This is a genomic window from Streptomyces sp. DS1-CR2 (assembly GCF_055760475.1).
Genome location: NZ_CM147085.1, coordinates 1342311 through 1365877, shown reverse-complemented (window position 1 = coordinate 1365877; position 23567 = coordinate 1342311). Strand labels below are relative to the sequence as shown.

The following is a 23567-nucleotide window of genomic DNA, read 5'->3' as shown; positions in this document are numbered from 1 at the left end:
CATGTCCGGACACACGGAGAACAGCATCACCATCGACGCTCCCATCGACCTCGTCTGGGACATCACCAACGACATCGAGAACTGGCCGCAGCTCTTCAGCGAGTACGCGTCCCTCGAAGTCCTCTCCCGCGAGGGCGACAAGACGACCTTCCGCCTGACCATGCACCCGGACGACAACGGGAAGGTGTGGAGCTGGGTCTCGGAGCGGACCGTGGACCGCGCCAAGCGGTCCGTGCGTGCCCGTCGCGTCGAGACCGGGCCCTTCGCGCACATGGACATCCGGTGGGACTACACGGAGACCCCGGAAGGCACCCGTATGGACTGGGTGCAGGACTTCGCGATGAAGCCCGAGGCCCCGGTCGACGACGCCTGGATGACGGACAACATCAACCGCAACTCCGTCACGCAGATGGGCCTCATCCGCGACCGGATCGAGCGCGTCGCCCGTGACCGCCAGCACGCCGCCGTCCCCCGCTGATCGCCCGCACGGAAGGGAAAACCCGATGCATCACGCCCTGATCGTCGCCCGCATGGCGCCCGGTTCGGCGCCGGCGATCTCCGACGTGTTCGCCGCCTCCGACCGAGGTGAGCTCCCGCACCTGATCGGTGTCAACCGACGCAGCCTCTTCCAGTTCGGTGACGTGTACCTGCACCTCATCGAGTCCGACGAGGACCCGGCGCCCGTCATCGCGAAGGTGGCCGGGCACCCCGAGTTCCGCAGCGTCAGCGATCAGCTGTCGGCGTACGTCAGCGCGTACGACCCCGAGACATGGCGCAGCCCCAAGGACGCCATGGCGCACCGCTTCTACCACTGGGACCGGAACAACCCCTCCTGAGTGAGGGCACGACACAACCCGAGGCCGCCGGTCCCGCGTCAGACGCGGAGCCGGCGGCCTCGGGTTGTGTCCGTGTGTCCGGAGGTGATGCCAGGTCAGGCGGGGACGGTGCACTCGAAGGCGTGCAGATACGCGTTGACGGGACGGACCTCGCCGATGACGAGACCCGCGTCCGTCAGCCGCTCGACCATGCTCAGCCGGGTGTGCTTCGCGCCGCCGACGTTGAGCAGCAGCAGCAGGTCCATGGACGTCGTGAACTTCATCGACGGGGTGTCGTCGACGAGGTTCTCGATGACGATGACGCGGGCACCGGGCCGCGCCGCCTTGCGGACGTTGGCCAGTGCCCTGCGGGTGCTGTCGTCGTCCCACTCCAGGATGTTCTTGATGATGTAGACATCCGCCTGGACCGGGATGTCCTCGCGGCAGTCACCGGCGACGATGCGCACCCGCGAGGCCAGCGAACCGCCGTCGCGCAGGCGCGGATCGGCGTTCTCGACCACCCCCGGCAGGTCGAGCAGGGTGCCGTGCATCTCGGGGTGCTTCTCCAGCAGGCTGGCCACGACCTGACCGTGACCGCCGCCGATGTCCGCGACCGAGGCCACGCCCGTCAGGTCGAGGAGGCCTGCGACATCGCGCGCGGACTGCTCGCTGGACGTCGTCATGGCGCGGTTGAACACGTGCGCCGACTCGGGGGCCTGCTGGTTGAGATAGGTGAAGAACTCAGTTTCGTACACGTCCTCGAAGACGTTGCGGCCGTGACGCACCGCCTCGTCGAGCTTCGGCCAGACGTTCCAGGTCCACGGCTCGGTGCACCACAGCGCGATGTAGCGCAGGCTGTGCGGGTCGTCCTCGCGCAGAAGCCGGGACATGTCCGTGTGCGCGAACGTGCCGTCCGGGAGCTCGGTGAAGACGCCCTGGCTGGACAGTGCGCGCAGCAGCCGGCGCAGTGTCAACGGCTGGGTCTTCACCGCAGCCGCCAGTTCCTCCGCGCTCATGGGTGTGTCGTCCAGGGCGTCGGCGACACCCAGGCGGGCGGCCGCGCGCACGGCGGCGGCGCACGCGGCCCCGAAAACCAGCTCCCGCAGGCGCATGGGTGACTGGGAGGCCTCATCAACAGTCGTCATCTGTTGTCTCGCTTCTGCTGGCGTTGTGTGTGCGGACATGGCGTCGGCCCTCAGCACATTCCGGCGGGCACAGAGACCGCACACCTGTTGTTGCGGAACGTGTTGCCCTTGCCCTTGTCCTGGACGACCAGGTCGGCGGGGCCGTTGCCCATCACGAGGTTGTCGCGGATCTCGTTGCGCTGGTTGAGGGCACCCTTGAAGTTCTTGGCGAGCACGATGCCACCTGACATTGGGGCCTTGCCGACGTTGTCCACGACGATGTTCCGCGCCAGCAGCGAGTCCTCGACGCCGGTGAGGACGATGCCCGACCCCTGGATGTAGGGCAGTCGCGCGGTCGCGGCGCAGTACTTGTTGTTCTCGTGGACAAAGTTGTTGCGCACCTTCAGTGCGCCGGGGCGCGGCTTGTTCTCGTCACCCACGAGCATCATCGCGGCGCAGTTGCCGGTCGCCTCGTTCTGATCGACGGCCACGTTGCGCAGCCGCCGCACGGTGAGGCCGATCCGGTTGCCGAGCAGACGGTTGTGGCTGATGACCGCCTTGGAGTCCGGGGCCCCCTCCTCGGCGTCGATCGTGTTGGCCAGGAAGAGGCCGGCGTCGCCGTTGGCCTGGACGATGTCGTGGCGGAACACCCCGCGCACGGACCTCTCCTGGCCGATGCCCCACTGGCCGTTCTTCTCGGAGGTCACTCTCTCGACCTGGAGGCGATCGGTCCCGGTCGCCAACAGACCGTTCTTCTTGAAACCGCGAAGGGTCAGCGAGCGCACGGTGACGTGCTCGACGGGCTTGGTCTTGGTCCCGGTGACGCAGATGCCGTTGCCGGCCTTGGCGCAGCTGCCGGCAGCGGACGCCGCGTCAGGGACGATGACGGTGGACCGGGTGCTCGCGCCCTGCAGCGTCAGTCCGGACACGGTGATGCTGACGCTCTCGTGGTAGGTGCCGGGGGAGAGGACGATGACGTCTCCCGGCTTTGCCGTGTTCACGGCTTTCTGGATCGACTCGCCCGGGTTCACCCGGTGCACTGTCCGGCTGTCGGCCGACGGGGCCGCGGCCCCCACCCCCGACACGACGACGGCCGCGGTGCATGCGAGGTATGCAATCTGTCGCTTGGTCATATGGCGAAGCTACGAGCGGGTGTTCCGGCCCGCCACCGCTGATCGCCCAGGTGGGCAGCGCCCTACGCTGTGGGTGAGCCGAACGAGGGGAAAAGGGGGCGGCACATGGCCACTTGGGGGCTGATCGTCGAGATGACGGTGGGGACGGGGGAGCGCAAGCACGTGGAGGCGTCCGTGCTCGGGCATGTGGAGGGCTCGCGGGAACAGGCCCTCGCGGAGCTGGCGGAGCGGATCGGGCGCTATACGCCGGAGCATCCCCGCAGTCCGAAGCGCAGCCGCATCTTCCGCACCGCCGACGGATTTCTGCTCGTCATCGACGGTGCCTGGCAGTCCTTCAGTTCCCGGTTCACGGTTGCGGAGCTGGTGAAGGACAGTGCCGCGCCGCCGCCCGAGCCGCAGCCGACTCCCGTGCCGATGCCCGAGGACACCGCCACCCCGACCGCCGCACCGCCCGAGGACGCCGCTCCGGCGCCCTCGGGCCCGACTGCGGACCGGTACGAGGACGGGGTGCCGGTGAAACCGGCCTGGCTGGGCCGCACCGACCTGCCGTGACCCTCTAGGCTCCGGCGGACACCGGTGAGTCGGTCCGCGCGGCCACCGAGTTCTCGGTCGCGGACTTCGGGATCGGACGGTCGTCGCGCAGGGCCTGCCAGACCTGGTGGGACGCCTTGGCCAGCGGCAGGACACGGCCGGCGTCCTCGGCGTCGTAGCTGACCGGCAGCGTGACCATGTTCATGTGGTCGGGGCTGATGCCCTTCAGGTCCTTCGCCAGGCCGAGCAGCTTGTCCGCGGACGCGAGAGCGGAGTCGGCGCTCACGGTCTTGGTCGCGGTGTCGGCGAGCTCGTACGCCCTGGCGGGGTTGCCGACCACGTCGATCGACTCGGCGTGGTGGATCAGTGCCTTGATGAAAGTCTGCTGGAGCTGGATCCGCCCCAGGTCGCTGCCGTCGCCGACGGCGTGCCTGGTCCGCACGAGCGCCAGGGCCTGTTCACCCTTGAGGGTGTGCTTTCCGGCGCTCAGGGACAGGTGACTGCCGGCGTCCTTGATGGCCCGGTGCGTGCTGATGTCGACACCGCCGAGCTCGTCGACGAACTTCTGGAAGCCCTTGAAGTCGACCTCGAGATAGTGGTCCATGCGGACGCCCGACATCTTCTCCACCGTCTTCACGGTGCAGGCGGGACCGCCCACTTGGTACGCCGCGTTGAACATCGACTGATGCTCGCCCGGCGCCGTACCGCCCGACGGCTTCGCGCACTGCGGCCGGTCGACCATCGTGTCGCGGGGGATGCTCACGACGGAGGCCATTTTGTGGCTCTTGTCGACGTGCATCACCATCGCCGTGTCCGAGCGGGCGCCGGTGACGCCCCTGCCGTACTTGCCGTGTGTGCCGGCGCGCGAGTCGGAGCCGAGGAGCAGGATGTTCATCGCCCCGTCGTGGCCCGCGTCCGGGCGGTTCTTGCCCAGCACGGCGTTGATGTCCGTGCCCTTGAGATTCCCGTTCAGGTGCGACCACGCGTAGGCGACACCGCCGCCGCCGACGAGGACGGCGCCGAGCGCGGTGTACGTGATGACGCGCAGCCGCCTCTTGCGTGACCTGCCGCGGGAGCGGTGCAGGTTCGCGGACCCGTAGCCGGGGTGGTCAAGGGCATCGGCTGAGGGCGCGTGCCCTTCGTCTCCGCTGTTGTGCGGCATGGGGGCTGCCCTCCGTTCGAGGGTTGAGATGTGCCGTGGTCAGTTACGGCGTGCGGTCACGACGGCTCAGTACGCGGAGTCGACGTTGTCGATGGAGCCGTACTTGTCGGCGGCGTAGTTGGCGGCCGCGGTGATGTTGGCGACCGGGTCCGTCAGGCTCTTGGCGGTGCCGGCGACGTGGTAGGCGTCGAAGGTCGGCTGGATGACCTGGAGCAGGCCCTTGGACGGGGTGCCGTTGACCGCGTTCACGTCGTAGCCGTTCACGGCGTTCGGGTTGCCGGAGGACTCACGCATGATGTTGCGGTGCAGGCCCTCGTAGGAGCCGGGGATGCCCTTGGCCTTCATGACCTTGAGGGCTTCGTTGATCCAGCCGTCGACGTTGTTCCCGTCGGTGGCCTTCTTGGTCGAGACCGAGTGAGCGGCCTTCGGCGCCGCGGCGGGCTCGGCGGCCTGCGCGGGGGACGGGGCGAAGGTGAGTGCGGCGCCCGCGAGACCGGCCGCGGCCAGGACCGTGACGGTGGCGCGCTTGAAGCGGGTGGGGCGGGCGGCAGCGGCGATCGGGGTGGAGAAGGTCATACGGGAGTACCTCTTCATGTTCGGGGACGTCGTGCGGCGCCGGGCCGTGTGGCGGCGCCTGGTGCGGAGTGGTGATCCGCGTCCTGACCCGGGGTTCGGAACGAGCGCCTTCGCTCGTGCTCCGCCCCGCTCTCCGGACGACAGCCATAGTTAGCGATGCCCGAGAGGGGGCGCAAGGATGTGACGTACTACCCCACTTCGGAGAAATGTCCGAAATGACCGAATGGGCGCCCTCTGCGGACCGCAGGGCTGCCCTGTCGGCTACTACCGCCTTTAGTATGTGATCTGGCTCCTATGGGGCGCCTCACAGGCTCGGCCCCCTCCGTGTTACCCACGTCACGCGTTCAGCCCGGTCCGGAGGCCGGGATGATGCCCTCGGAACGTGACTCTCTTAAGGGGGCGGAATGGGTGGAACCGCGCGGCAGGTCGACTTCGTGACCGACGGGCCCGAGCCGTATGCGCTGGGTGTCCGCTGGATCCGTGGGTCGGTGTCGGCGAAGCACAACACCGACCCGGACATCCAGGTGCACGCCTATGACGAGCACACGGTCGTCCTGCGGCAGAACATGGCCGTGCATGACGAGGCACCGTTCCTGTTTCTGCTGTTCGGCAACGCACGCGCCGTACTCATCGACACGGGGGCCACCGCCGTCGCCCGGTATTCCCCTGCGCCGGGTCGTCGACGGGCTCATCGAGGACTGGCTGGCCGAGCACCCCAGGGGGACGTACGAACTCCTTGTCCTGCATACGCACGCCCACGGGGACCATGTCGCGGGAGACGTCCAGTTCGCCGACCGGCCCCATATGCGCGTTGTGGGGGCCGATCGTGACAGTGCCTGGGAGTTCTTCAGGTTCTCGGACGACGAGGGCCAAGTGGACCGCGTAGACCTGGGCGGCCGCGTGCTGGAGTGCCTGGCCACGCCGGGCCACCATGCGGCGGCCGTCACCTACGACGACCCGCACGCCGGTTTTCTGCTCACCGGTGACACGGTCTATCCCGGGCGGCTGTACGTCGAGGACTGGGCGGCGTTCGCCGAGTCCATCGACCGCATGGTCGCGTTCGCGGGCACCCGTACGGTCACCCACGTCTTGGGCTGCCACATCGAGATGAGCAGCGAGCGGGGCGTCGACTACCCGGTCCTGACGACCTGTCAGCCGGAGGAGCCGCCGCTGGAGATGACAGTCGGGCAACTGCGGGACATCCGCCGCGCGATCGGGGAAATCGGCGACCGGCCCGGCCGGCACGTCTTCCCCGACTTCATCATCTGCCGCTCGGACGACTGAGCGACCCTGGCCCGCCGGCGCGCCAGTCGGCGACCGACGTGGAGGTGAGCGGCGGCACGATCTCCGCGGGAGCGACCGTCACCTGTCTGATCGGCGCCGCCAACCGCGACGCGGACCGCCACGCGGAACCTGACCGCTTCGACATCTTCCGCGAGGACCTCACCGCGACGAACGCGTTCTCGGCGGCGGCCGACCCTCTCTCTTTAGCGCTCGGCCGGTGCTCCCGTGTCGGCGCGCTGCTCGCCAAGGCCGAGGTCGAGATCGGCGTCGGCCAGCTCCTCGACGCGATGCCCGAACTGCGGCTCACCGACGGCTTCGACCCGGTGGAACAAGGGGTGTTCACTCGCGGCCCGCAGTCCCTGCCGGTGCGGTTCACTCCCGTCACGGCCTGAACCATGCATCCGGGACGGGCAGTTGAACGGTCCCGGCCGCGTTGTCTCCGTGGGTCTCAGTGCGACACGGGAGTGAACTGCACCGGTTCCAGATCCAGTTGGCGGTGGGCTGCTGCGCCGCCGCGATGACGGAGATCAGGTCCTGGGCGACCTCTCGTCGGTGAGGCCTGCCGGGTCCGCCGGCATCCGTGACGTGACGTCAGGACCGGGCGACTCCCGCTTCTCCTTGACCAGTTGCTGGATCCGCGCGCCCACTCGGCCGTACGCGGCCACCGGGTCGTCGCCCTCCGCCGCGTCCAGGGAGATCCGCAGATCGTCCACCAGCTGCTCCGTGTCGATGCCGCCCGCGGGCATCCCGCAGAACTGCACCGCCGCCCGCATCGGCAGGGCGTGCGCGAACGCGCCCATCAGCTCGGCCCGGCCGCTGCCGGCGGACGCGTCGATGAGCCGGTCGGAGTGTTGGGCGCGACCCGGCGCGACGGCACTCGGGCCGGGCCGCGTTTCGGGCGGCCGTAATGAAGGCGATGGTCGGCAACGCGCGGTTGGTCGGGGGTGGAACGGACGTACTGTGCACTTGCCCCGAACATGACGGTTGGCGGATGGGCCGGTCAGTCCTCGTGCGGGGCGCGCGTCCTGCGCCACAGCAGGTAGCCGGCCCCGCCCGTGAGCGCCGCGCCGAAGCCGATCCTGCCCAGGTCCACGCCGCCGTCCGCGGTGCTGCCGACTCCGGCGCGTGCGCCGCGGTAGCCGTCGCGGTTCACGTTCATCGGGGTGCTCCACTGCCTGCCGTCGGGGCAGGCTCCCTGCACGGACACCTGCGAGCTGGACTCGGCCCCGACGGCGAGGCGTGCCGTGCCCCGGTACTGCGTGCGGCCGTCCTGCCCGATCCCGCCGCCCAGCTGGGGGAGCGTGACGGAGCCGCCGGCGAAGGCCTGGGAGCGGGCCGTGATGGAGCCCCGCCCGCCGCGGGCGCAGTAGACCGTGATCTCGGCGGTGGACGAGGCCCCCACCACCGCGGACGGCGAGAGGCGCGCCTCCGCGTAGGAGTCGCCGTCCGGCGAGCCCCGGTCGCGGGTTCCGTCCTCCGAGCCCCGGTCGCGCGTCCCGTCCTCCGAGCCTCGGTCGCGGGTCCCGTCCGGCGAGCCCTGGTCGCGGGTTCCGTCGTCCGAGCCCCGGTCGCGGGTCTCGTCGTCCGAGTCGGCGCGGGTCAAGGGGTCGGTCCGGCCCACCGAGTCGGTCCGGCCCACCCCGCCGGGTGCGGTCACCGAGGCGGGCGCGGTGACGGACTCGTGAGCGCTCACGGACCCGGGCGCGAGCGCGGTCAGGCAGGCGGTTGTCGTGATGACGGTGGCTATGGGGCAGAACATGAGGCGTCTCCGGTCCCTGTGCCGCAGCGGCAGGGAGAGCTGCGGTCCTGGTCAGGACGCTAGTGACCCCGGGCGGGCGGCGCCCGCAGTACTAGGCCGATCGGAGGTCGTCCCCGTCGGCGACCGGTTCGCGATATCCGGCCGCGGCGGCCGCCACGAGCAGGGTGCCGACGAGGAGCGGCCAGCCGAGGCCGTGGTGCAGCACGAGCAGGGCGCCGAGCACGGCGCCCACCAGCATGGCCGCCACGGAGACGATCCGACGCCCCGCCCGCGGTTCGGTGCCGCCCGCGAGCCAGGACTCCGAGGCGAGCCCGGTCAGCGTCATCGTGAGGACCGTCGTGGTCATGTCCGGGACCGCGAGCTTGCGGACCGTCGCGTTGCGCAGCCCCATAGCCCAGGCGAGGACCGCGATGAGCGCGTACGTAGCCCCGCCCGGCCAGGCGAACGCGACGGCCGCCGCCATGGCGAGCAGGACCGCCTCGGTGACGAACACCGACCGCACCCAGGTCCCCCGCGCCCGCCCGGCGAACACCCCCGCCAGCCGGCCGGAGCACACGGCCCCCGCGAGGAACGCGCCGAGGGAGGTGAGTGACCCGAGGACGGAGAACCCGGGAGCGCCCGCGGCGGCGAAGCCGATGATGACGACGTTGCCGGTCATGTTCGCCGCGAAGACGTGGCCGAGGCCCAGAAAGCTGACCGCGTCGACGAAGCCGCTCACGACCGTGAGGACCGTGAGGGCCGCGGGGAGGGTGGACCTGCGCGGCACGGACGCGGGCGCCGCTGGTGGAACGCTGGCTTCACTCACCCGCACGACCTTACGGAGTCCCGGCCCCGGCGGCCCGCCGGATCAGGTCCGCACGGCCCACCGTTGCTCGACCTTCGCGAGCCGCCAGTACCCGATGGCGGCCGCCCAGACGACGACGAACAGGCCCACGATGATGAACCCGACGTTGTCCAGGTCGAGCCCGGCTATCCAGCTGGTCACCGAGTCCCGCAGGTCGAGCTTGTCGTGCAGGACGCCCACGAGCTCGATGGTGCCGATCAGGAACGCGACGGCGATCGACAGGCCGGTGATGGCCAGGTTGTAGAACACCTTGCGCACCGGGTTCGAGAACGCCCACTGGTACGCGAAGTTCATGAACGTCCCGTCCAGGGTGTCGAACAGGCTCATACCGGCGGCGAACAGGAGCGGCAGGCACAGGATCGCGTACCAGGGCAGTCCGGCCGCAGCGCCGCTGCCCGCCATCACCATCAGCGTGACCTCGGTCGCCGTGTCGAAGCCGAGGCCGAAGAGGAAGCCGAGCGGGTACATCTGGCCCGGGCGGGTGATGGACCTGGTGAACCGGCCGAGGATCCGGTTCATGAACCCCCGTGAATCCAGGTGCTGTTCGAGCTCCGCCTCGTCGTACGAGCCCGCGCGCATCGCCCGGAACACCCGCAGGATCCCCACCAGGGCGACGAGGTTGAGCGCCGCGATGAGGTAGAGGAAGGACCCGGAGATGGTGGTGCCCATGACGCCGAGCGTCTGATGGGTGGCGGACCCCTCGTTCATGATCCGCCCGGCGAGCTGGGTGCCGCCGGCGATCAGTGCGGCGAGCACGACCACGACGCTGGAGTGGCCGAGCGCGAACCAGAACCCCACCGAGACCGGGCGCTTGCCGTCGGCCATCAGCTTGCGGGTGGTGTTGTCGATCGCGGCGATGTGGTCCGCGTCGAACGCGTGCCGCATCCCCAGGGTGTACGCGGTGACGCCGAGGCCGATGCCGAAGGCCTTCGACCCCACCTCGTAGTGCTCCGGCACGACGAGCAGGAACAGCACGCCGAACGCGACGACATGGAGTGCGGCGATCACCGCGAGGAGCCCGGCGGTGCGGACGGTGTCCTCGCGCCGCCAGTGGAACGCGTCGCGTCCGGTCGCCGGGGACTTTACGGGCAGGGCCATGCGGTCACGCTCCAACACCTCGTGGAATCACTTCGTGAGATGCCGTGGCCGGTCTCCTGGCTGACGGGTGTCCGCGTCCGCCCCTGCCTTCCCAGCTGCGCGCGGCAGCCAGTGGCGTAGTGGGGCGAGGCGTCCCGAGTCGTCTCGTTGCCGAGGGACCCGGGGCCCGATCACAGTGGCGAGGGCCGCTTCGGTCTGAGTCCTTTGAGGGACCGTCACCGAATTCCCGAGCACCACGGCCCGCCCACAGTAGAGGCAGGTCGGCGACGCCTGCAAGGCTGCACAGCTGCGTAGGTGTGCGCGGGTATTCAAGATCACATCGGTGGCTGCGAGGATGGGGCCATGCATCTCGTCCCTGCCGAGCGCGCCGACCGCCGCACGATCGACGGCCACCGGGTCTGCGAAGCCATCGCCGCCATCGGTGAGCCAGGACATCTGCGCGCCTGGGCCGACCGGTTCTCCCTGCTCGCCGATCCCCGCCGCCTCGCACTGCTCCTCGCGCTGTACCGGGCGGGGCCGCTGGCCGTGTCGGATCTCGCCGTCGCGACGGGCATGAACGACCCGGCGGTCTCGCAGGCGCTGCGGCTGCTGCGCGCGGCCGGAGTGGTGGAGGGGGAGAAGGAGGGCAGGGTCGTGCGCTACCGCGTCGTCGACGCGGCGACCGCGGACCTTCTCAAGCAGTGCGCGACGGACGACGCGCACTGACACGTGCGCGCCGTCGTGGCCGGCTGCTCTGTCCTTCAGTCCCGTTGGCCGTTGGCCCGCCTGCGTGCGGCGGCGATCTCCGCGTACGTGAGGTCGCGCCCCTCCCAGTGCGAGCCCTCGGCGGACTTGCCGGGCTCCAGGTCCTTGTAGACCTCGAAGAAGTGCGTGATCTCCAGGCGGTCGAACTCGGGGATGTCCTCGATGTCCTGCACGGAGGTATGGCGTGGATCGTGCGCGGGCACGCACAGGACCTTCTCGTCCATGCCCTTCTCGTCCCGCATCACGAACATGCCGATCGCGCGGCACTCGACGGTGCAGCCGGGGAATGTCGGATCGCCCACCAGGACGAGCGCGTCGAGCGGATCGCCGTCACGCCCGAGCGTGCCCTCGATGTATCCGTAGTCCGCGGGGTACTGGGTGGAGGTGAACAGCATCCGGTCGAGCCTGATCCGGCCGACGGAATGGTCCATCTCGTACTTGTTGCGGGAGCCTTGGGGGATCTCCACGGTGACGTCGAACGCGTGGACCGCGTCGGTGCCGTGGGCTGCGTCGGTGTGTCGGACCTCGTTGTCCAAGCCGGCCTCCTCGTCCACCCCGAGTGTCCTCCCGGGAGTGCGGGCGCGTCAGCCGATCGGGAACTCCAATTCGGGCCTGTCCCACAGCACTGCGGGCGGGTTGGCGGCGGCCGTGCCCGTGAGTATGGCTCCCGCGCTGCGGTAGAAGCCCTCGGCGGGCGGGTGCGAGACCACGCGGACCGAGGTGAGTCCTGCCGCGCGCGCCTCGTCCTTCATATGGGTGACGAGCAGCCGCCCGATGCCGAGTCCCTGCGCCGCGTCGGCGACGAACATCAGGTCGAGCTCCGGCGGCACCAGCGTGAGCGCGTAGAAACCGAGCACCAGGTCATCGGCGCCGACCGCGACGAAGACGCGATGGGCCTCGATGTAGTCGGGCCCCACCCGGTAGCCGGCCACCATCGACGCGTACGGGGCCTCGTAGGCGCGCGACGTGCGGACGAGCCGGGTCAGCCGCTTGGCGTCACGGGTGGTCGCCCGGCGCACCCGGACCGTCGCACCGTCCCCCGCGCTTTCCGCACCAGTAATGCTCGAAGTCATAGTGAGAGTATTACGCATCCTGCCGCGCCGATCGACCCGGGACGGTGCTCGCCGACCGTCTCACGCGGTGGGAACGGTGGACTGCACCTGCCGCAGGAACGTCGCGTTGTCCGGTGTCTGCCGGATCCGCTCGACGAGCGTCTCGAGCCCCGCGTGTCCGTCCCGCGACTGGAGCGCCCGCCGCAGACCGCGTACGACCGCCAACTCGGCCTCCGGCAGGAGGAGTTCCTCCCGACGCGTGCCGGACTGGGTGAGGTCGACGGCGGGGTGGATCCGGCGCTCGGCGAGGCTGCGGTCGAGGCGGATCTCCATGTTGCCCGTGCTCTTGAGCTCCTCGAAGAAATAGTCGTCGGCGCGGGAGCCGGTGTCGACGAGCGCGGTGGCGAGGATGGTGAGCGAGCCGCCCTCCTCGGCGAGCCTCGCCGCGCCGAAGAACCGCTTGGGGCCGATCAGCGCGGAGGCGTCGACACCGCCGCTGAGGGTACGGCCGCCGGACGAGGCCGTGTTGTTGTGGGCGCGGCACAGGCGGGTCAGCGAGTCCAGGAGGATGACGACGTCACGGCCGTCCTCGACGAGCCGCTTGGCGCGCTCGACGGCGAGTTCGGCCAGCGCGATATGCGCCTTCGCAGGCTGGTCGAACGTCGAGGCGAAGACCTCGCCGCGCACCGAGCGCCGCATGTCGGTGACCTCCTCCGGCCGTTCGTCGAGGAGCACCACCATCAGATGGGCCTCGGGGTGGTTCGTGGCGACGGACGCGGCGAGCTGCTGGAGCAGCACCGTCTTGCCGGTCTTGGGCGGAGCCACGATCAGACCGCGCTGCCCCTTGCCGATGGGGGTGAACAGGTCGACGACGCGGGGTGTCACGCCGCCCTTCGCGGTTTCGAGACGCAGCTGCTGCCGCGGGTGCAGGGGAGTGAGATCACCGAACCTGGGCCGCCCGCGCAGCTCCTGGACGGGGCGCCCGTTGACGCGCTCGACCTCGGCGAGGACGCGCGGCCTGCCGCACGTCCCCTGGATCAAGTCGCCCTTGCGCAGGCCGAGTCGGCGGATCAGGGCGGTCGGAACCTGGACGTCGTGCGACGTCGGCAGGAGGTCGGCGAGGCGCAGGAACCCGGGCCCGTTGCCGGAGGTGTCGAGGACGCCCGCGGCCTGGACCGCGACCTCCTTCGGCTGCGTCGTGAACGCCTTTGCGGTGGTGGGGGGTTCGAGAGTGGTGGTCATCGGAATCGGTCCTTTCGAGGACGTTCGTACGAGAGCATGAGTGAGGTGGGATCCGGCGGGATCGGGGCGGTGACTGCACGCCCCGCGAGGCGGGCGGGCGAAGCGGCCCGTGAAAGCCCTGAAAAGCCTGTGGCCGGGAAGAAGCGATGCGGGGTACGGCGCGTCGGCGCCGCCTGGCGCATCGCTGACATCGATTCGACGAATCCCGCTGTAGCGGCGATTCGGAGGGGGAGACTGGCACCGGCGCCGGAGAGGCGGCTAGCAGACGTGCCATTCGCACTGTAACACCATGGGGGCGCCGCCCCGCAAGGGCTTACGTCACGGGCCGCGATGCCGACCCGGCCCGGGAGCCCTGCTCGAACCCTTCACCACAGCCCCTGTGGCCCCGGGCGCGGCCTATGCTGAGCCACGATGTTCGCACCCGAAGGCCCCACCGTCCGCGAGCTCGCCGTCCAGGCGCTGTCCTCCGTCGAGCACGGCTACGACCTGCTCGCCCCCAAGTTCGACCGCACGCCGTTCCGCACGCCCCGGTCGGTCCTCGCACCGGTCACCCGTGCCCTGCGCCGTATGGGCCCCTTCGAGCGCGGACTCGACCTGTGCTGCGGGACCGGCGCGGGGTTCGATGTGCTGCGGCAGGTGTGCCGCGAGCGGCCCGTCGGGGTCGACATCAGCGCGGGCATGCTCACGGCGGGCCGCGCGGCCCGCACGAGCGGCGCGGGCCTGGTGCGCGCCGACGCCCTCGCGCTGCCCTTCGGGCCGGCCTTCGACCTGGTCGTCAGCTTCGGGGCGTTCGGCCACTTCCTGCCACGGCAGCGGCCCGCGCTGTTCGCCCAGGTCCACTCCGTGCTGAGGCCGGGCGGACGCTTCGCGTTCCCGTTGCCGGCACCCGCGCGGCCCGGCTCCCGCGGCTACTGGTCGATGCTGGCCTTCGACGGCGCGATGCGGGTCCGCAACGCGCTGTGGCGGCCGTCCTTCGTCATGTACTACCGCGGCTTCCGCCTCGGCGATGTGCGGAGCGAGCTGGTCGCAGCCGGTTTCGGCGTGGAGCTCCAGGCGCTGCCCGAACTCGGCGAGCGCTCCGACGGCAGCCCCCGGTGCCGCCTTCTGGTGGCCACGAAGACCGGCCCGCCGCGCTAGGCGGTCTCGGGCGCCCCGCCAGCCTGCCGTACGTCCTCGTGCAGGTGCACGATCAGCCAGCGTCCCGCCGCGGGGTCCTTGCGCAGGACGGCCGTGTTCCGCAGCAGCTCGGGACGGAGCGGGGTGCCGTCCGGGCCGGGCGCGTATGCGACGCGCAGCCAGTAGCGCAGGACCGCGGTGTCACCGAAGACGTCGACGACCGGGTCGTACGGGCGAAGCCCGCTCCCCACGGGCCCGTCCTCGGACTCGGGCCGCTCGTCCCGCACCCGGTCCAGGTCCGGCTTGCCGAGCAGCAGCGGCTCGGCGGCCGGGTCCCAGATCGTCGCCTCCGGGTCGAGCCGGGCGTCGATCTGGGCGCGGTCTCCGGTGGCGTACGCCTCGTACATGCCGGTCACGACGGACCAGACGGCGGCCACGTCGCCGGGCGCCGCGCCCGGCCTGGCCAGTGCGGGGCGGGCGGACACGGCGGACTCGGGCATGAGGGATGCTCCTGGTCGGACGGGGGAGGCGCGCCGGGGCGACGCGGATGCCAGGCCACCGTAACGGGTCGCAGGTGACGGGCGACCGGTCGGGCCGCAGCGACAGGCGGGTGGACGGGATACCGACGCAGGCCCTGGACGCAGGCCCTAGCTAGGGGCGCGGCAGGTTCGCGGCCTGTGGTGTGGGCGGGCGGTGCGGCGAGGGCGTCGTGTCCTGCGGGAACGTCAGCTGGCCGCTCATCCACTGCATGGCCGGCGCGATCTCCCGCTGCCATGTCGTGAAGTGGTGGCTGCCACGCGGCAGGATGATCTGGGCCGACGTCATGGGCGGCTTGACCGCGCGCAGGAACCTCATCGTGTCGCTGTAGTCCTTCTCGCCCGACCTGCTGCTGGCGGCGAGGACGGACACGCGCGGCACGGGCAGGTTCTCCAGGCGCCAGATCAGGTCGTGCTCGCGCTGTCGCCGCGCGGCGTCGGGACCCGAGCCGAAGAGGCTGCCCGTCGTCAGGTCGTCGCCGATCCTGTAGTCCGCCGACAGCGCGGCCGCCGACGTGTACACACCGGGGTGGCGCAGGGTGAGCTGGAGTGCGCACGTTCCGCCGGACGAGTATCCGAGGGCGCCCCACGCGCTCGGGTCGTGGCCCACGCGGTACGACTGCTTGAGCGCCTCCGGCAGGTCCTTCGTGAAGAACGTCTCGGCCCGCGGACCGCCCGGCACGTCCACGCACTCCGTGTCACGGGGCGGCGCGATCGTCGGGCGCACCATCACGATCACCGTCGGCTGCATCCTGTCCGCCCGCAGCAGCCGGTCCGCGGTCTGGGGGACCTGGAGGTACCGGGCGAGGTTCATGATGCCGCCCGGATAGCCGCTGATCGCGACCATCACAGGGAAGCGCTGGCGGTGGAACTGCTTCTGGAAGTACTGCGGCGGCAGATACACGAAGGCCGGGTTCACGGCCCGGCTGCGCCGTCCGACGATCTTGACCGACTCGACCCGGCCGACCTGCGCCGCGGGTCCGTGCGCAATCCCCTTCACCCGATCGAGACCCTGCGGCCCGGCGTGCTGCACCAGACCGCCGCGCACCGCGCCGACCGTGGTGTAGACGCCGCTGTGGCCGAGCGCCGTGACCTCGGCGGGCGCCGTGTCGACATGGCCGAGCAGCTCGTCCCACGAGCCGTAGAAGTCGAAGTCCGTGTTCACGGCGACGGCGAACGCGGTGAGGATCGTGAGCTGGGTCGCGCCGATCACGCCGAGTCGGCCGAGCACGGCGGCGGGCCCGCGCCGGGCGAGCCGTGGCCACACCCAGACCGTGAACGCCACACACACCAGGGCGGCCAGCACCGTCGCGTATTCGAGTGCCCGGCTCGTCAGGCCCATGGTTTCCTCAACTTTCAGCCGTCATCTGCGCTGTTCGGCAGTTTTCACCGGGAAAGAGGCGCGACGGCCGAGGAAGGTTTGCCGGCCACCGCGTTCTTACCGTGCTCCTGTGTCGCTCTTACTCCAGCGACGTGGAGCGCTCCTACGCTCGGTCACTGTGAAACAACGCCCCGCCGCCGTGGCAGGTCACACGTGCCTGATCATCGGAATTCTGGACATCGCGTCGGCGATCTCCCCGCACATGCACGAGACCCGCATAGAGCGCATCGCGCCCTACGTGCCGGGCCTCGCCGAGGAGGTGGCCCGCGCCGCCGCGCTCGCCGCGGGACTGCTGCTCGTCATGCTCGCCAGAGGCCTGCGCCGCCGTAAGCGGCGCGCCTGGGAGGCGGCCGTGGGGCTGCTCGCGGTCAGCGCGCTCGTCCAGGGCGTGCGCCACCATGCCCTGATCCCCGCGATGGTCTCGGCCGTCCTGTGCGTCGCGCTCGTCGCCTACCGCGAGGAGTTCTACGCGCTCGGCGATCCGCGCGGCAGAACGCGAGCCCTGTGGAACCTCGTCGTCCTCGGCGGCAGCAGCTTCGGGCTCGGGCTCCTCGTCGTCGGCGTGCGCGCGAACCAGGAGGCGGGCCACTCCATCGGGTTCACCGAACGGGTCAAGGAGGTCGCCTACGGCCTGTTCGGTGCGTCGGGCCCCATCGCGTACAGCAGCGACAAGGCCGCCGACATCGTCCAGTTCTCGTTGCTCGCGCTCGGTGTGGTCACCGCCGCCACCAGCGTCTATCTCGCTCTGCGGCCCATAACCCTCCGCCCGGCCGACAGCGACGAACGGCTGCGTGCCCTCCTGGCCGACGAGGGCCGGCGCGACTCGCTCGGCTACTTCGCGCTGCGCGGCGACAAGAGCGTCCTCTTCTCGCCGTCCGGCAAGGCCGCCGTCGCCTACCGCGTGGTGTCCGGCGTCGCCCTGGCCGGTGGCGACCCCATCGGCGACTACGAGGCCTGGCCGGGCGCCATCAAGGAGTTCCTGCGGCAGTGCGCCCTGCACGCCTGGACCCCGGCCGTCATGGGGTGCAGTGAACTCGGCGGACAGGTGTGGATCCGCGAGGGGGGCCTCAAGGCCCTGGAGCTGGGCGACGAGGCCATCGTCGACTGCGCGGCCTTCAGCCTCTCCGGACGCTCCATGCGCAACGTCCGGCAGATGGTCAACCGCATCGAACGCGCCGGCTACACCTGCCGCATGCGGCGCGTACGCGATCTGCCCGACGAGGAGAAGAAGCGGCTGCGCGAGGCCGCCGCCGCGTGGCGGGGCAGCGCCACCGAACGCGGGTTCTCCATGGCGCTCGGCCGGTTCGGCGACCCCGACGACGGGGACTGCGTCGTCGTCACCGCGCACCAGGACGACGAGGCGGGCAACGACCGCGTGCGCGCCCTGCTCCACTTCGTGCCCTGGGGCGAGGACGGTCTCTCCCTCGACCTGATGCGCCGCGACCGCACGGCCGAACCCGGCCTGAACGAACTCCTCATCGTGGCCGCCCTGCGGGGCGCGCCCGGGCTCGGAGTGCGCCGTATGTCGCTGAACTTCGCGGTGTTCCGGGCCGCTCTCGCCCGCGGCGAACGCCTCGGCGCGGGACCGGTGCTGCGGGTGTGGCGTGGGCTGCTGGTGTTCCTGTCGCGCTGGTTCCAGATCGAGTCCCTGTACCGCTTCAACGCGAAGTTCCGCCCGGAGTGGGAGCCGCGCTTCGTCGTCTATCCCACGGTGCGCGACCTGCCGAGGATCAGCTGGGCCTGCCTCCAGGCGGAGGCGTTCGTCGTCCTGCCGCGCCCGGCGGAGCGGCTGCGTCAGCTGCTCAGGAGCCGGCCCGCCGCCCGCGAGGAGAAGCCGCAGCCGGTGCAGGTCACCACCCCGTGACCAGCAGGTGGTTGACCAGCAGGGCGAGCACCGCCTGTGCGGTCAGCCACCCGCGGCGCCACCGCTCGGGCAGCAGAGCGGTGGCCGCGATGAGCCAGACGGCGAACGGGAGCCAGATGCGCTCCGTCTCCGCCTTGCTCATGCCCGACAGATCGGCGGCCAGAAGGGCGAGCGCTGCGCCGAGGACGACAAGGGCGAGCCGCCCCTGCGGCTCCGCCCGCTCACGCAGGACACGTCCCGGAACCCGGCGCAGCCCCGCCGCCGTGGCAAGCCCGACGATCAGCACGGTGCACGCGAGGTTGCCCCACACCCAGTAGCCGTACGGCCGGATCCCGCCCGCACCCTGGTAGTAACGCTCCGTCAGCAGGCGATACGCCTCCCACCAGTTGAACCCGACGAGGGTGAACGCGATGGGCACCACGGCCGCCCCCACGACGAACAGCGGCAGCGGCCGCAGTGTCCGCGCCGCGAGCAGCGCGGCCGCCGCGACCAGGGCCATCAGCGTCAGCCCGTACGACAGATAGCAGGTGAGCCCGAACAGCAGTCCGCTGCCGAGGGCCGCCCAGCGGCTGCCGCGGGTGGCCGCCACCGCCAGCAGCGCCACCGACCACGCGGCGACCGCCGCGAAGTAACCGTCCGCCGACGTGCCCGTCCAGACCGCGGCCGGCGCGAGTGCCAGGAACGGCGCAGCGCGGCGCGCGGTCCCCTCGTCGGCGAGCGCGCGGACGGTGACGAGGACGGCGAGCGCCGCCGTGCACCCCACCGTGATGCACCACACCCCGGCCCAAGCACCCCCGCCGAGCCCGATCCGGTCCAGGCCCACGAAGGTCAGGGTCGCCGCGGGCGGATGCCCCGCGACATGGGGAGGCCAGTGGCCGGGGGACTGCAGCAGGATGTGGCGCGTGAAATCCCGCAGCGTCGCGCCGACGTCGTCGAACCGGTCGATGACCCGCAGATACTCGTACGACGTGGTGAGGCGCCCGGCGATGCCCCGCTGCCAGCCGTCGATGAGCGCGAGCGAGAAGGTCCACGCCACCGACGCGGCCCACACGGCGGGCAGCAGCCGCCGCCACCGAAGCCGGGCCGCCACCACGGGCCCGTACGTGATGACCAGTACGGCGACGGCGATCGCCGCCGGGGTGCCCGGGCCCACGTGGGGATCCCAATGGGCGTACAGGGGCGCCCAGTCGACGTGCAGGGTGCCGTAGCGGTCCTGGATGTATCGGCCCACGAGCGCGGCCGCCGCGACCAGGGTGGCGGCGGCAGCGGCGGCGAGCAGGTCACGGCGCGTCCCGGTGGAGGGTGGCGCGGTGCGGGGGGCTTCAGGGGGAGCTTCGAGCTTCACACCCGGAACGCTAGGCGCCCGCACCGCCCGTTTGGTGCACCGCGAGGTCGCGTCACCGAACCGTCAGATCTTCCTGCGCCGATCCGCGGGCTGTGCGCAATACGGTCGGAACAGGTCGGCGGGCCCCCGCCGCGCACAGCCTGAAGGAACCACATGGGCGTCCTCCCCCGCACTCTCCCCGATCCGTGGCGCAGCCCGCTGCGCGGCCCGCGCTTCACCGCGGTCCTCGGCCTCGTCCTGCTCGTCGGCATGACTTTGCTCTTCGTGACCGGCCTCCTGTCGTACGCCGCCTACAACCCGAACCTCGCGGCGGTCAACGACAAGACGCCCGGCAAGGGGCTGCTCGGCTTCTATCTGTTCTCCTGGCCGACCGACCCGCACTGGCTGTACCGCCTCACCCAGGGACTGCACGTGACCGTGGGCATCACGCTCGTGCCCGTGCTGCTCGCCAAGCTGTGGTCGGTCGTGCCCAAACTGTTCGAGCTGCCACCCGTACGCTCCCTCGGCCACGCCCTGGAGCGACTTTCGCTGCTCCTGCTCGTGGGCGGCGCGCTCTTCGAGTTCGTGACCGGCATCCTCAACGTGCAGCTCGACTACCTGTTCCCCGGCTCCTTCTATCCGCTGCACTTCTACGGCGCCTGGGTGTTCATCAGTGCGTTCATCGTCCACGCGGTGCTGCGTGTACCGCAGGCGCTGCGCGTGCTGCGTGAGCGGAAGGCGGGCCTGCCCGAGACGGGTGACCTGGTGCCGGCGAAACCGGCCGAGCCCACGGTCTCGCGGCGCGGGGCGTTCGCCATGGTCGGCGCGGGCTCGCTCCTGCTGCTCGTCACGACGGCCGGCCAGAGCATCGGCGGGGTATGGCGCCGCACCGCTCTGCTCGCGCCGCACGGCGGCGCCGACCCGGGCACCGGCCCCGGTCGCTTCCAGATCAACAAGACGGCCGCCGTGGCCGGCATCCGTACCGCCGACACGGGCGAGCCGTGGCGGCTCGTCGTCACCGGGCCGAAAGGCACCGTCCACCGGCTCACCCGCGACGACCTCCTCCAACTCCCGCAGCACACCAGCGCGTTGCCCATCGCCTGCGTCGAAGGCTGGTCCACGGACGACCAGCACTGGAGCGGCGTACGGCTGCGCGACCTCGCCGCCCTCGCCGGGACCGACGGCGACACCGACGTGTTCGTCGAATCGCTGCAACAACACGGCGCGTTCCGGAAGGCGGCCCTGCGGCACAACCAGGTCCACGACCCGCGCTCCCTGCTGGCCCTGCGGGTCAACGGAGCCGACCTCACCCTCGACCACGGCTACCCGGCCCGTGTCATCGTCCCCGCGGCGCCGGGCGTCCTGAACACCAAGTGGGTCGCCCGCATGACGTTCGGAGCGCTGTGATGAACCGACTGAGTCGTTGGTACGGCGAGAGCCCGCTCCAACTCCCGCTCCTGGCAGCCTCGTTCGCCCTCGCCGGATATGCGGGCGTGCGGCTGCTCGAGAACGATCCGTGGGCTGTGGCGGTCTGGTTCGTCGGCGCGGCCCTCGTCCACGACCTGCTGCTCGTACCGGTGTACTCGCTCGCGGACGTCGCGGCGCAGAAGGCGCTCGGTGACCGGAGCCGCAGAACGACGATGTATGTACGCGTCCCCGCGTTCCTGTCGGGCCTGCTGCTCCTGGTGTGGTTCCCGCTGATCACGCGGGCGCGGGCGGACCACTACGCCCTCGTGACGGGACATTCGGGGGACGCGTTCCTGCCGCGGTGGCTGCTGCTGACGGCCGCGCTGTTCGCCGCGTCGGCCCTGTGGTTCGTGGCCGTCACGTTCCTCGCTCCCGCGTCGCCCTGGAGGCAGGCACGCAGGGCGCGCCGGGAAGAGCGGGCGCGGGAGCGCGAACGGGAGCGTCAGCGGCGCAAGGAGACGAAGGAGCGCCCGCCCTCGGACCACTGAGCGACCGGCAGCCAGCCGAGCGGGCGCGCGTACCGCAGCAGCGCCCACGTGCCCACCCGGGCCCACGGGAACAGCGAGCCCGCGGCGCCCTGTCCGTCGTCCACCCGCACCTCCATCCGCTCGTCTATGTCGAGCGGTGCCGTCTCTGCGATCAACAGCCCGCCGGGGGCGGTGAGTTCGGCGGCACGGGACAGCAGGGCCCCGGGGTCGCCGCCGATCCCGATGTTGCCGTCCAGCAGGAGCGCCGTCCCCCAACGCCCCTCACCGGGCAGGGGGTCGAAGACGGACCGCTGCAGAGCGGCTCCGCCGAGGCGGACCGTCCGCGCGACCGCGGCCTCGCTCACGTCGATGCCGAGCGCGCGGTGCCCGGCCGCGGCCAGTGCGGCGACGATGCGGCCGGGGCCGCAGCCGATGTCGAGGACAGCGCCCTCGCAGCGCCGCAGCGCCGAGAGGTCGGCCGTGTCGGCGACCGCGCACCAGCGCTCCACCTCGAGCGGCAGCAGCCATCCGTCGGCGCGCCGCAGGAAGAGCGGGCCGCGCTCGTTGCGCAGGGCATCGGTGTAGGGATCCGTACACCAGGCCGGTGCCACCTCGCGCGTCGAGGTCATGAGCGGACCACCCGCGTCAGCCGCGCGTGCTCGGCGGCGAACCGGCCGTCCGGCGCGTCGGCCGCCACCAGGGCGGCGTCGTGAGCCGTGTCGACGTCCCGCAGCACCGGCAGGTCCCGAACGCGCAGCCCGGCATCCGTGAGCCGGGCCCGCTGGGCCGCACCCGTGTGCGCCGTCGACATCGGCACACCCCGCAGCAGCTCCGGGTCGGGCGCGGCGAGCCCGAGCGCCCAGAACCCGCCGTCGTCGGCGGGCCCGAACCATGCGTCGCAGCCCCGCCAGGCGTCGGGCCCGAGCGCGGGAGCGAGCAGCGCGGGCGTCACCTGAGGCGTGTCCATCCCGATCAGGACGGCCGGCCCGGTACACCCGGCGAACGCAGCCGCGAGCCGCTCGTCCAGGCCTCCGCCGCACTGCGGGACCACGTCGATCCCGGGCGGCAGCCACGCACCGGGCGCCCCGTCGAGCACCAGCACGCGACGCCGCGCGGGCGTGGCGAGCGCCGCGTGCAGGGTGTCGACGAGCGAGGCCTCGGCCAGGTGCGCGGCCTCCTCGGGCGTGAACGGCGGCGTGAGCCGCGTCTTGACCCGCCCGGGCACCGGGGACTTGGCGATGACGAGGAGCGTGGTGTCGTGCCGCCGCGCCGCGGGCAATTCGTCGGCGGTCACCGGGACGCCGCCGCTCCGCGCGCGGGGTGGGCCGTCCGGGGCTTCTCCGCGAGGACCCCGCGCATGTCACGTACCGCCTGCCAGGTGCCCCGCCAGGTGCCCGTGACCTTGGACTTTCCCGTACGGGGCCGGTAGGGCACCGGGCGCTCCTCGATGTGCCAGCCCGCGTCGGCGGCCCGGACGACCATCTGGAGGGGGTAGCCGCTGCGGCGGTCCGTGAGATCAAGGCCGAGGAGGGACGCGCGGCGCGCGGCCCGCAGCGGGCCCAGGTCGTGCAGCCGCAGCCCGGTGCGCCGGCGCAGCATCCCCGCCAGCGCGAGGTTCCCGGCGCGCGCGTGCACGGGGAAGGCGCCACGGCCCTGCGGCCTGCGCCGGCCGAGCACGAGATCGGCCCGGCCCTCGATGACGTCCTCGACGAACGTCGTCAGCAGAGCCGGATCGAGCGACGCGTCGCAGTCGCAGAAGCAGACCACTTCCGCGTCGGACGCCAGCAGGCCCGCGTGGCAGGCGGCCCCGAAGCCGCGCCGGGGCTCCGTCACCACGGTCGCGCCCAGGGAACGGGCGATGTCGTCAGAGCCGTCGGTGGACCCGTTGTCCACGACGAGTGCCCGCCAGCCGTCCGGGATACGGGCCAGCACCCACGGCAGCGCGGCGGCCTCGTCGAGGCAGGGCAGCACGACATCGACCGAGGGGGCCAGGTCGCGAAGTGAGGGGAAGTCAGGGGGGATCACAGTGTCACCCTACGAATCCAAAC

25 protein-coding genes, 2 pseudogenes and 1 riboswitch are annotated in these 23567 nt (G+C 71.4%); of the genes and pseudogenes, 10 read left to right on the top strand and 17 right to left on the bottom strand.

Features of this window, described 5'->3' with window-relative positions; genetic code table 11:
- Position 1: 1 nt before the first annotated feature.
- Together ACY0PA_RS06855 and ACY0PA_RS06850 are read left to right on the top strand one after the other, a co-directional pair.
- Complete coding sequence (locus ACY0PA_RS06855) at positions 2–478, top strand: SRPBCC family protein (RefSeq protein ID WP_473083817.1); 477 nt, start codon at positions 2–4, stop codon at positions 476–478.
- Between the two features lie 25 nt (positions 479–503).
- Positions 504–836: a TcmI family type II polyketide cyclase gene (locus ACY0PA_RS06850; RefSeq protein ID WP_100598572.1), complete on the top strand. Its 333-nt coding sequence runs from the start codon at positions 504–506 to the stop codon at positions 834–836.
- Between the two features lie 95 nt (positions 837–931).
- Here the strand turns inward: ACY0PA_RS06850 and ACY0PA_RS06845 are convergent, their stop codons facing one another.
- Positions 932–1960 carry a methyltransferase gene (locus tag ACY0PA_RS06845; RefSeq protein WP_473083816.1) on the bottom strand — a complete coding sequence of 343 codons (1029 nt, stop codon included), beginning with the start codon at positions 1958–1960 and terminating at the stop codon, positions 932–934.
- 50 nt (positions 1961–2010) lie between these two features.
- Entirely contained in the window at positions 2011–3072 is a 1062-nt protein-coding gene (locus ACY0PA_RS06840; protein ID WP_473083815.1) for a right-handed parallel beta-helix repeat-containing protein, read from the bottom strand.
- A 105-nt stretch (positions 3073–3177) separates the two neighbouring features.
- Between ACY0PA_RS06840 and ACY0PA_RS06835 the strand changes: the two genes are divergently transcribed.
- On the top strand, positions 3178–3624 hold the full coding sequence (locus ACY0PA_RS06835; RefSeq protein ID WP_473083814.1) for a hypothetical protein: 447 nt from the start codon (positions 3178–3180) through the stop codon (positions 3622–3624).
- Positions 3625–3628: 4 nt separating this feature from the next.
- Here ACY0PA_RS06835 and ACY0PA_RS06830 read toward each other — a convergent pair whose 3' ends face one another.
- Complete coding sequence (locus tag ACY0PA_RS06830; protein ID WP_473083813.1) at positions 3629–4765, bottom strand: LCP family protein; 1137 nt, start codon at positions 4763–4765, stop codon at positions 3629–3631.
- A 66-nt stretch (positions 4766–4831) separates the two neighbouring features.
- Positions 4832–5341, bottom strand: coding sequence for a transglycosylase SLT domain-containing protein (locus tag ACY0PA_RS06825; RefSeq protein WP_473083812.1), 510 nt, complete (start codon positions 5339–5341; stop codon positions 4832–4834).
- Positions 5342–5917: 576 nt separating this feature from the next.
- Between ACY0PA_RS06825 and ACY0PA_RS06820 the strand changes: the two genes are divergently transcribed.
- Both ACY0PA_RS06820 and ACY0PA_RS06815 read left to right on the top strand, forming a co-directional pair.
- On the top strand, positions 5918–6625 hold the full coding sequence (locus ACY0PA_RS06820) for an MBL fold metallo-hydrolase (protein ID WP_473083811.1): 708 nt from the start codon (positions 5918–5920) through the stop codon (positions 6623–6625).
- A 20-nt stretch (positions 6626–6645) separates the two neighbouring features.
- Positions 6646–7017: pseudogene (locus ACY0PA_RS06815) on the top strand (cytochrome P450); the annotation flags it as partial.
- Positions 7018–7102: 85 nt separating this feature from the next.
- Here ACY0PA_RS06815 and ACY0PA_RS06810 read toward each other — a convergent pair.
- From ACY0PA_RS06810 to nicT, 4 genes and pseudogenes are all read right to left on the bottom strand, one after another.
- Positions 7103–7473, bottom strand: a pseudogene (locus ACY0PA_RS06810) (cytochrome P450); the annotation flags it as partial.
- A 152-nt stretch (positions 7474–7625) separates the two neighbouring features.
- Positions 7626–8384 (bottom strand): hypothetical protein, encoded by a 759-nt coding sequence (locus tag ACY0PA_RS06805; protein WP_473083810.1) that lies wholly within the window; start codon positions 8382–8384, stop codon positions 7626–7628.
- A gap of 91 nt (positions 8385–8475) precedes the next feature.
- Positions 8476–9189: a YoaK family protein gene (locus tag ACY0PA_RS06800; RefSeq protein WP_473083809.1), complete on the bottom strand. Its 714-nt coding sequence runs from the start codon at positions 9187–9189 to the stop codon at positions 8476–8478.
- Between the two features lie 42 nt (positions 9190–9231).
- Positions 9232–10326 carry a Nickel transporter NicT gene (nicT, locus tag ACY0PA_RS06795; protein ID WP_473083808.1) on the bottom strand — a complete coding sequence of 365 codons (1095 nt, stop codon included), beginning with the start codon at positions 10324–10326 and terminating at the stop codon, positions 9232–9234.
- 29 nt (positions 10327–10355) lie between these two features.
- Positions 10356–10579: riboswitch (cobalamin riboswitch) on the bottom strand.
- An 89-nt stretch (positions 10580–10668) separates the two neighbouring features.
- On the opposite strand from nicT, the gene ACY0PA_RS06790 reads away from it, so the two are divergent.
- Positions 10669–11031, top strand: a complete 363-nt coding sequence (locus ACY0PA_RS06790) for an ArsR/SmtB family transcription factor (RefSeq protein WP_473083807.1) — start codon at positions 10669–10671, stop codon at positions 11029–11031.
- A 35-nt stretch (positions 11032–11066) separates the two neighbouring features.
- On the opposite strand, the gene ACY0PA_RS06785 is transcribed toward ACY0PA_RS06790, so the two are convergent.
- The 3 genes from ACY0PA_RS06785 to rho all read right to left on the bottom strand — a co-directional run bounded on the left by ACY0PA_RS06785 (position 11067) and on the right by rho (position 13364).
- Positions 11067–11501, bottom strand: a complete 435-nt coding sequence (locus ACY0PA_RS06785) for an inorganic diphosphatase (protein WP_383095141.1) — start codon at positions 11499–11501, stop codon at positions 11067–11069.
- Positions 11502–11654: 153 nt separating this feature from the next.
- Positions 11655–12143 (bottom strand): GNAT family N-acetyltransferase, encoded by a 489-nt coding sequence (locus ACY0PA_RS06780; RefSeq protein WP_473083806.1) that lies wholly within the window; start codon positions 12141–12143, stop codon positions 11655–11657.
- A 60-nt stretch (positions 12144–12203) separates the two neighbouring features.
- Positions 12204–13364, bottom strand: a complete 1161-nt coding sequence (gene rho, locus ACY0PA_RS06775; protein ID WP_473083805.1) for a transcription termination factor Rho — start codon at positions 13362–13364, stop codon at positions 12204–12206.
- A 411-nt stretch (positions 13365–13775) separates the two neighbouring features.
- Between rho and ACY0PA_RS06770 the strand changes: the two genes are divergently transcribed.
- On the top strand, positions 13776–14501 hold the full coding sequence (locus ACY0PA_RS06770) for a class I SAM-dependent methyltransferase (RefSeq protein WP_473083804.1): 726 nt from the start codon (positions 13776–13778) through the stop codon (positions 14499–14501).
- Here the strand turns inward: ACY0PA_RS06770 and ACY0PA_RS06765 are convergent.
- On the bottom strand, positions 14498–14980 hold the full coding sequence (locus ACY0PA_RS06765; protein WP_473083803.1) for a DUF4440 domain-containing protein: 483 nt from the start codon (positions 14978–14980) through the stop codon (positions 14498–14500). The two genes, ACY0PA_RS06770 and ACY0PA_RS06765, sit on opposite strands and share 4 nt — an antisense overlap.
- A 151-nt stretch (positions 14981–15131) precedes the next feature.
- Positions 15132–16358: an alpha/beta hydrolase gene (locus ACY0PA_RS06760; protein ID WP_473083802.1), complete on the bottom strand. Its 1227-nt coding sequence runs from the start codon at positions 16356–16358 to the stop codon at positions 15132–15134.
- Positions 16359–16515: 157 nt separating this feature from the next.
- Between ACY0PA_RS06760 and ACY0PA_RS06755 the strand changes: the two genes are divergently transcribed.
- The gene (locus tag ACY0PA_RS06755; RefSeq protein WP_473083801.1) at positions 16516–18261 is read left to right on the top strand and encodes a phosphatidylglycerol lysyltransferase domain-containing protein; all 1746 of its coding nucleotides are present in this window, start codon (positions 16516–16518) and stop codon (positions 18259–18261) included.
- Here the strand turns inward: ACY0PA_RS06755 and ACY0PA_RS06750 are convergent.
- Positions 18248–19606, bottom strand: coding sequence for a hypothetical protein (locus ACY0PA_RS06750; protein WP_473083800.1), 1359 nt, complete (start codon positions 19604–19606; stop codon positions 18248–18250). The genes ACY0PA_RS06755 and ACY0PA_RS06750 overlap by 14 nt on opposite strands.
- A 153-nt stretch (positions 19607–19759) precedes the next feature.
- Between ACY0PA_RS06750 and ACY0PA_RS06745 the strand changes: the two genes are divergently transcribed.
- The gene (locus ACY0PA_RS06745) at positions 19760–20992 is read left to right on the top strand and encodes a molybdopterin-dependent oxidoreductase (RefSeq protein WP_473083799.1); all 1233 of its coding nucleotides are present in this window, start codon (positions 19760–19762) and stop codon (positions 20990–20992) included.
- The gene (locus ACY0PA_RS06740; protein WP_473083798.1) at positions 20992–21540 is read left to right on the top strand and encodes a hypothetical protein; all 549 of its coding nucleotides are present in this window, start codon (positions 20992–20994) and stop codon (positions 21538–21540) included. The genes ACY0PA_RS06745 and ACY0PA_RS06740 overlap by 1 nt, the downstream gene beginning before the upstream one ends.
- On the opposite strand, the gene ACY0PA_RS06735 is transcribed toward ACY0PA_RS06740, so the two are convergent.
- The 3 genes from ACY0PA_RS06735 to ACY0PA_RS06725 are packed head-to-tail and all read right to left on the bottom strand — an operon-like array spanning position 21495 to position 23544.
- Positions 21495–22148, bottom strand: coding sequence for a class I SAM-dependent methyltransferase (locus ACY0PA_RS06735; RefSeq protein WP_473083797.1), 654 nt, complete (start codon positions 22146–22148; stop codon positions 21495–21497). The two genes, ACY0PA_RS06740 and ACY0PA_RS06735, sit on opposite strands and share 46 nt — an antisense overlap.
- The gene (locus ACY0PA_RS06730) at positions 22145–22813 is read right to left on the bottom strand and encodes a TIGR04282 family arsenosugar biosynthesis glycosyltransferase (RefSeq protein WP_473083796.1); all 669 of its coding nucleotides are present in this window, start codon (positions 22811–22813) and stop codon (positions 22145–22147) included. Before ACY0PA_RS06730 ends, ACY0PA_RS06735 begins: the two co-directional genes overlap by 4 nt.
- Positions 22810–23544, bottom strand: a complete 735-nt coding sequence (locus ACY0PA_RS06725) for a glycosyltransferase family 2 protein (protein ID WP_473083795.1) — start codon at positions 23542–23544, stop codon at positions 22810–22812. The genes ACY0PA_RS06730 and ACY0PA_RS06725 overlap by 4 nt, the downstream gene beginning before the upstream one ends.
- Positions 23545–23567: the final 23 nt, after the last annotated feature.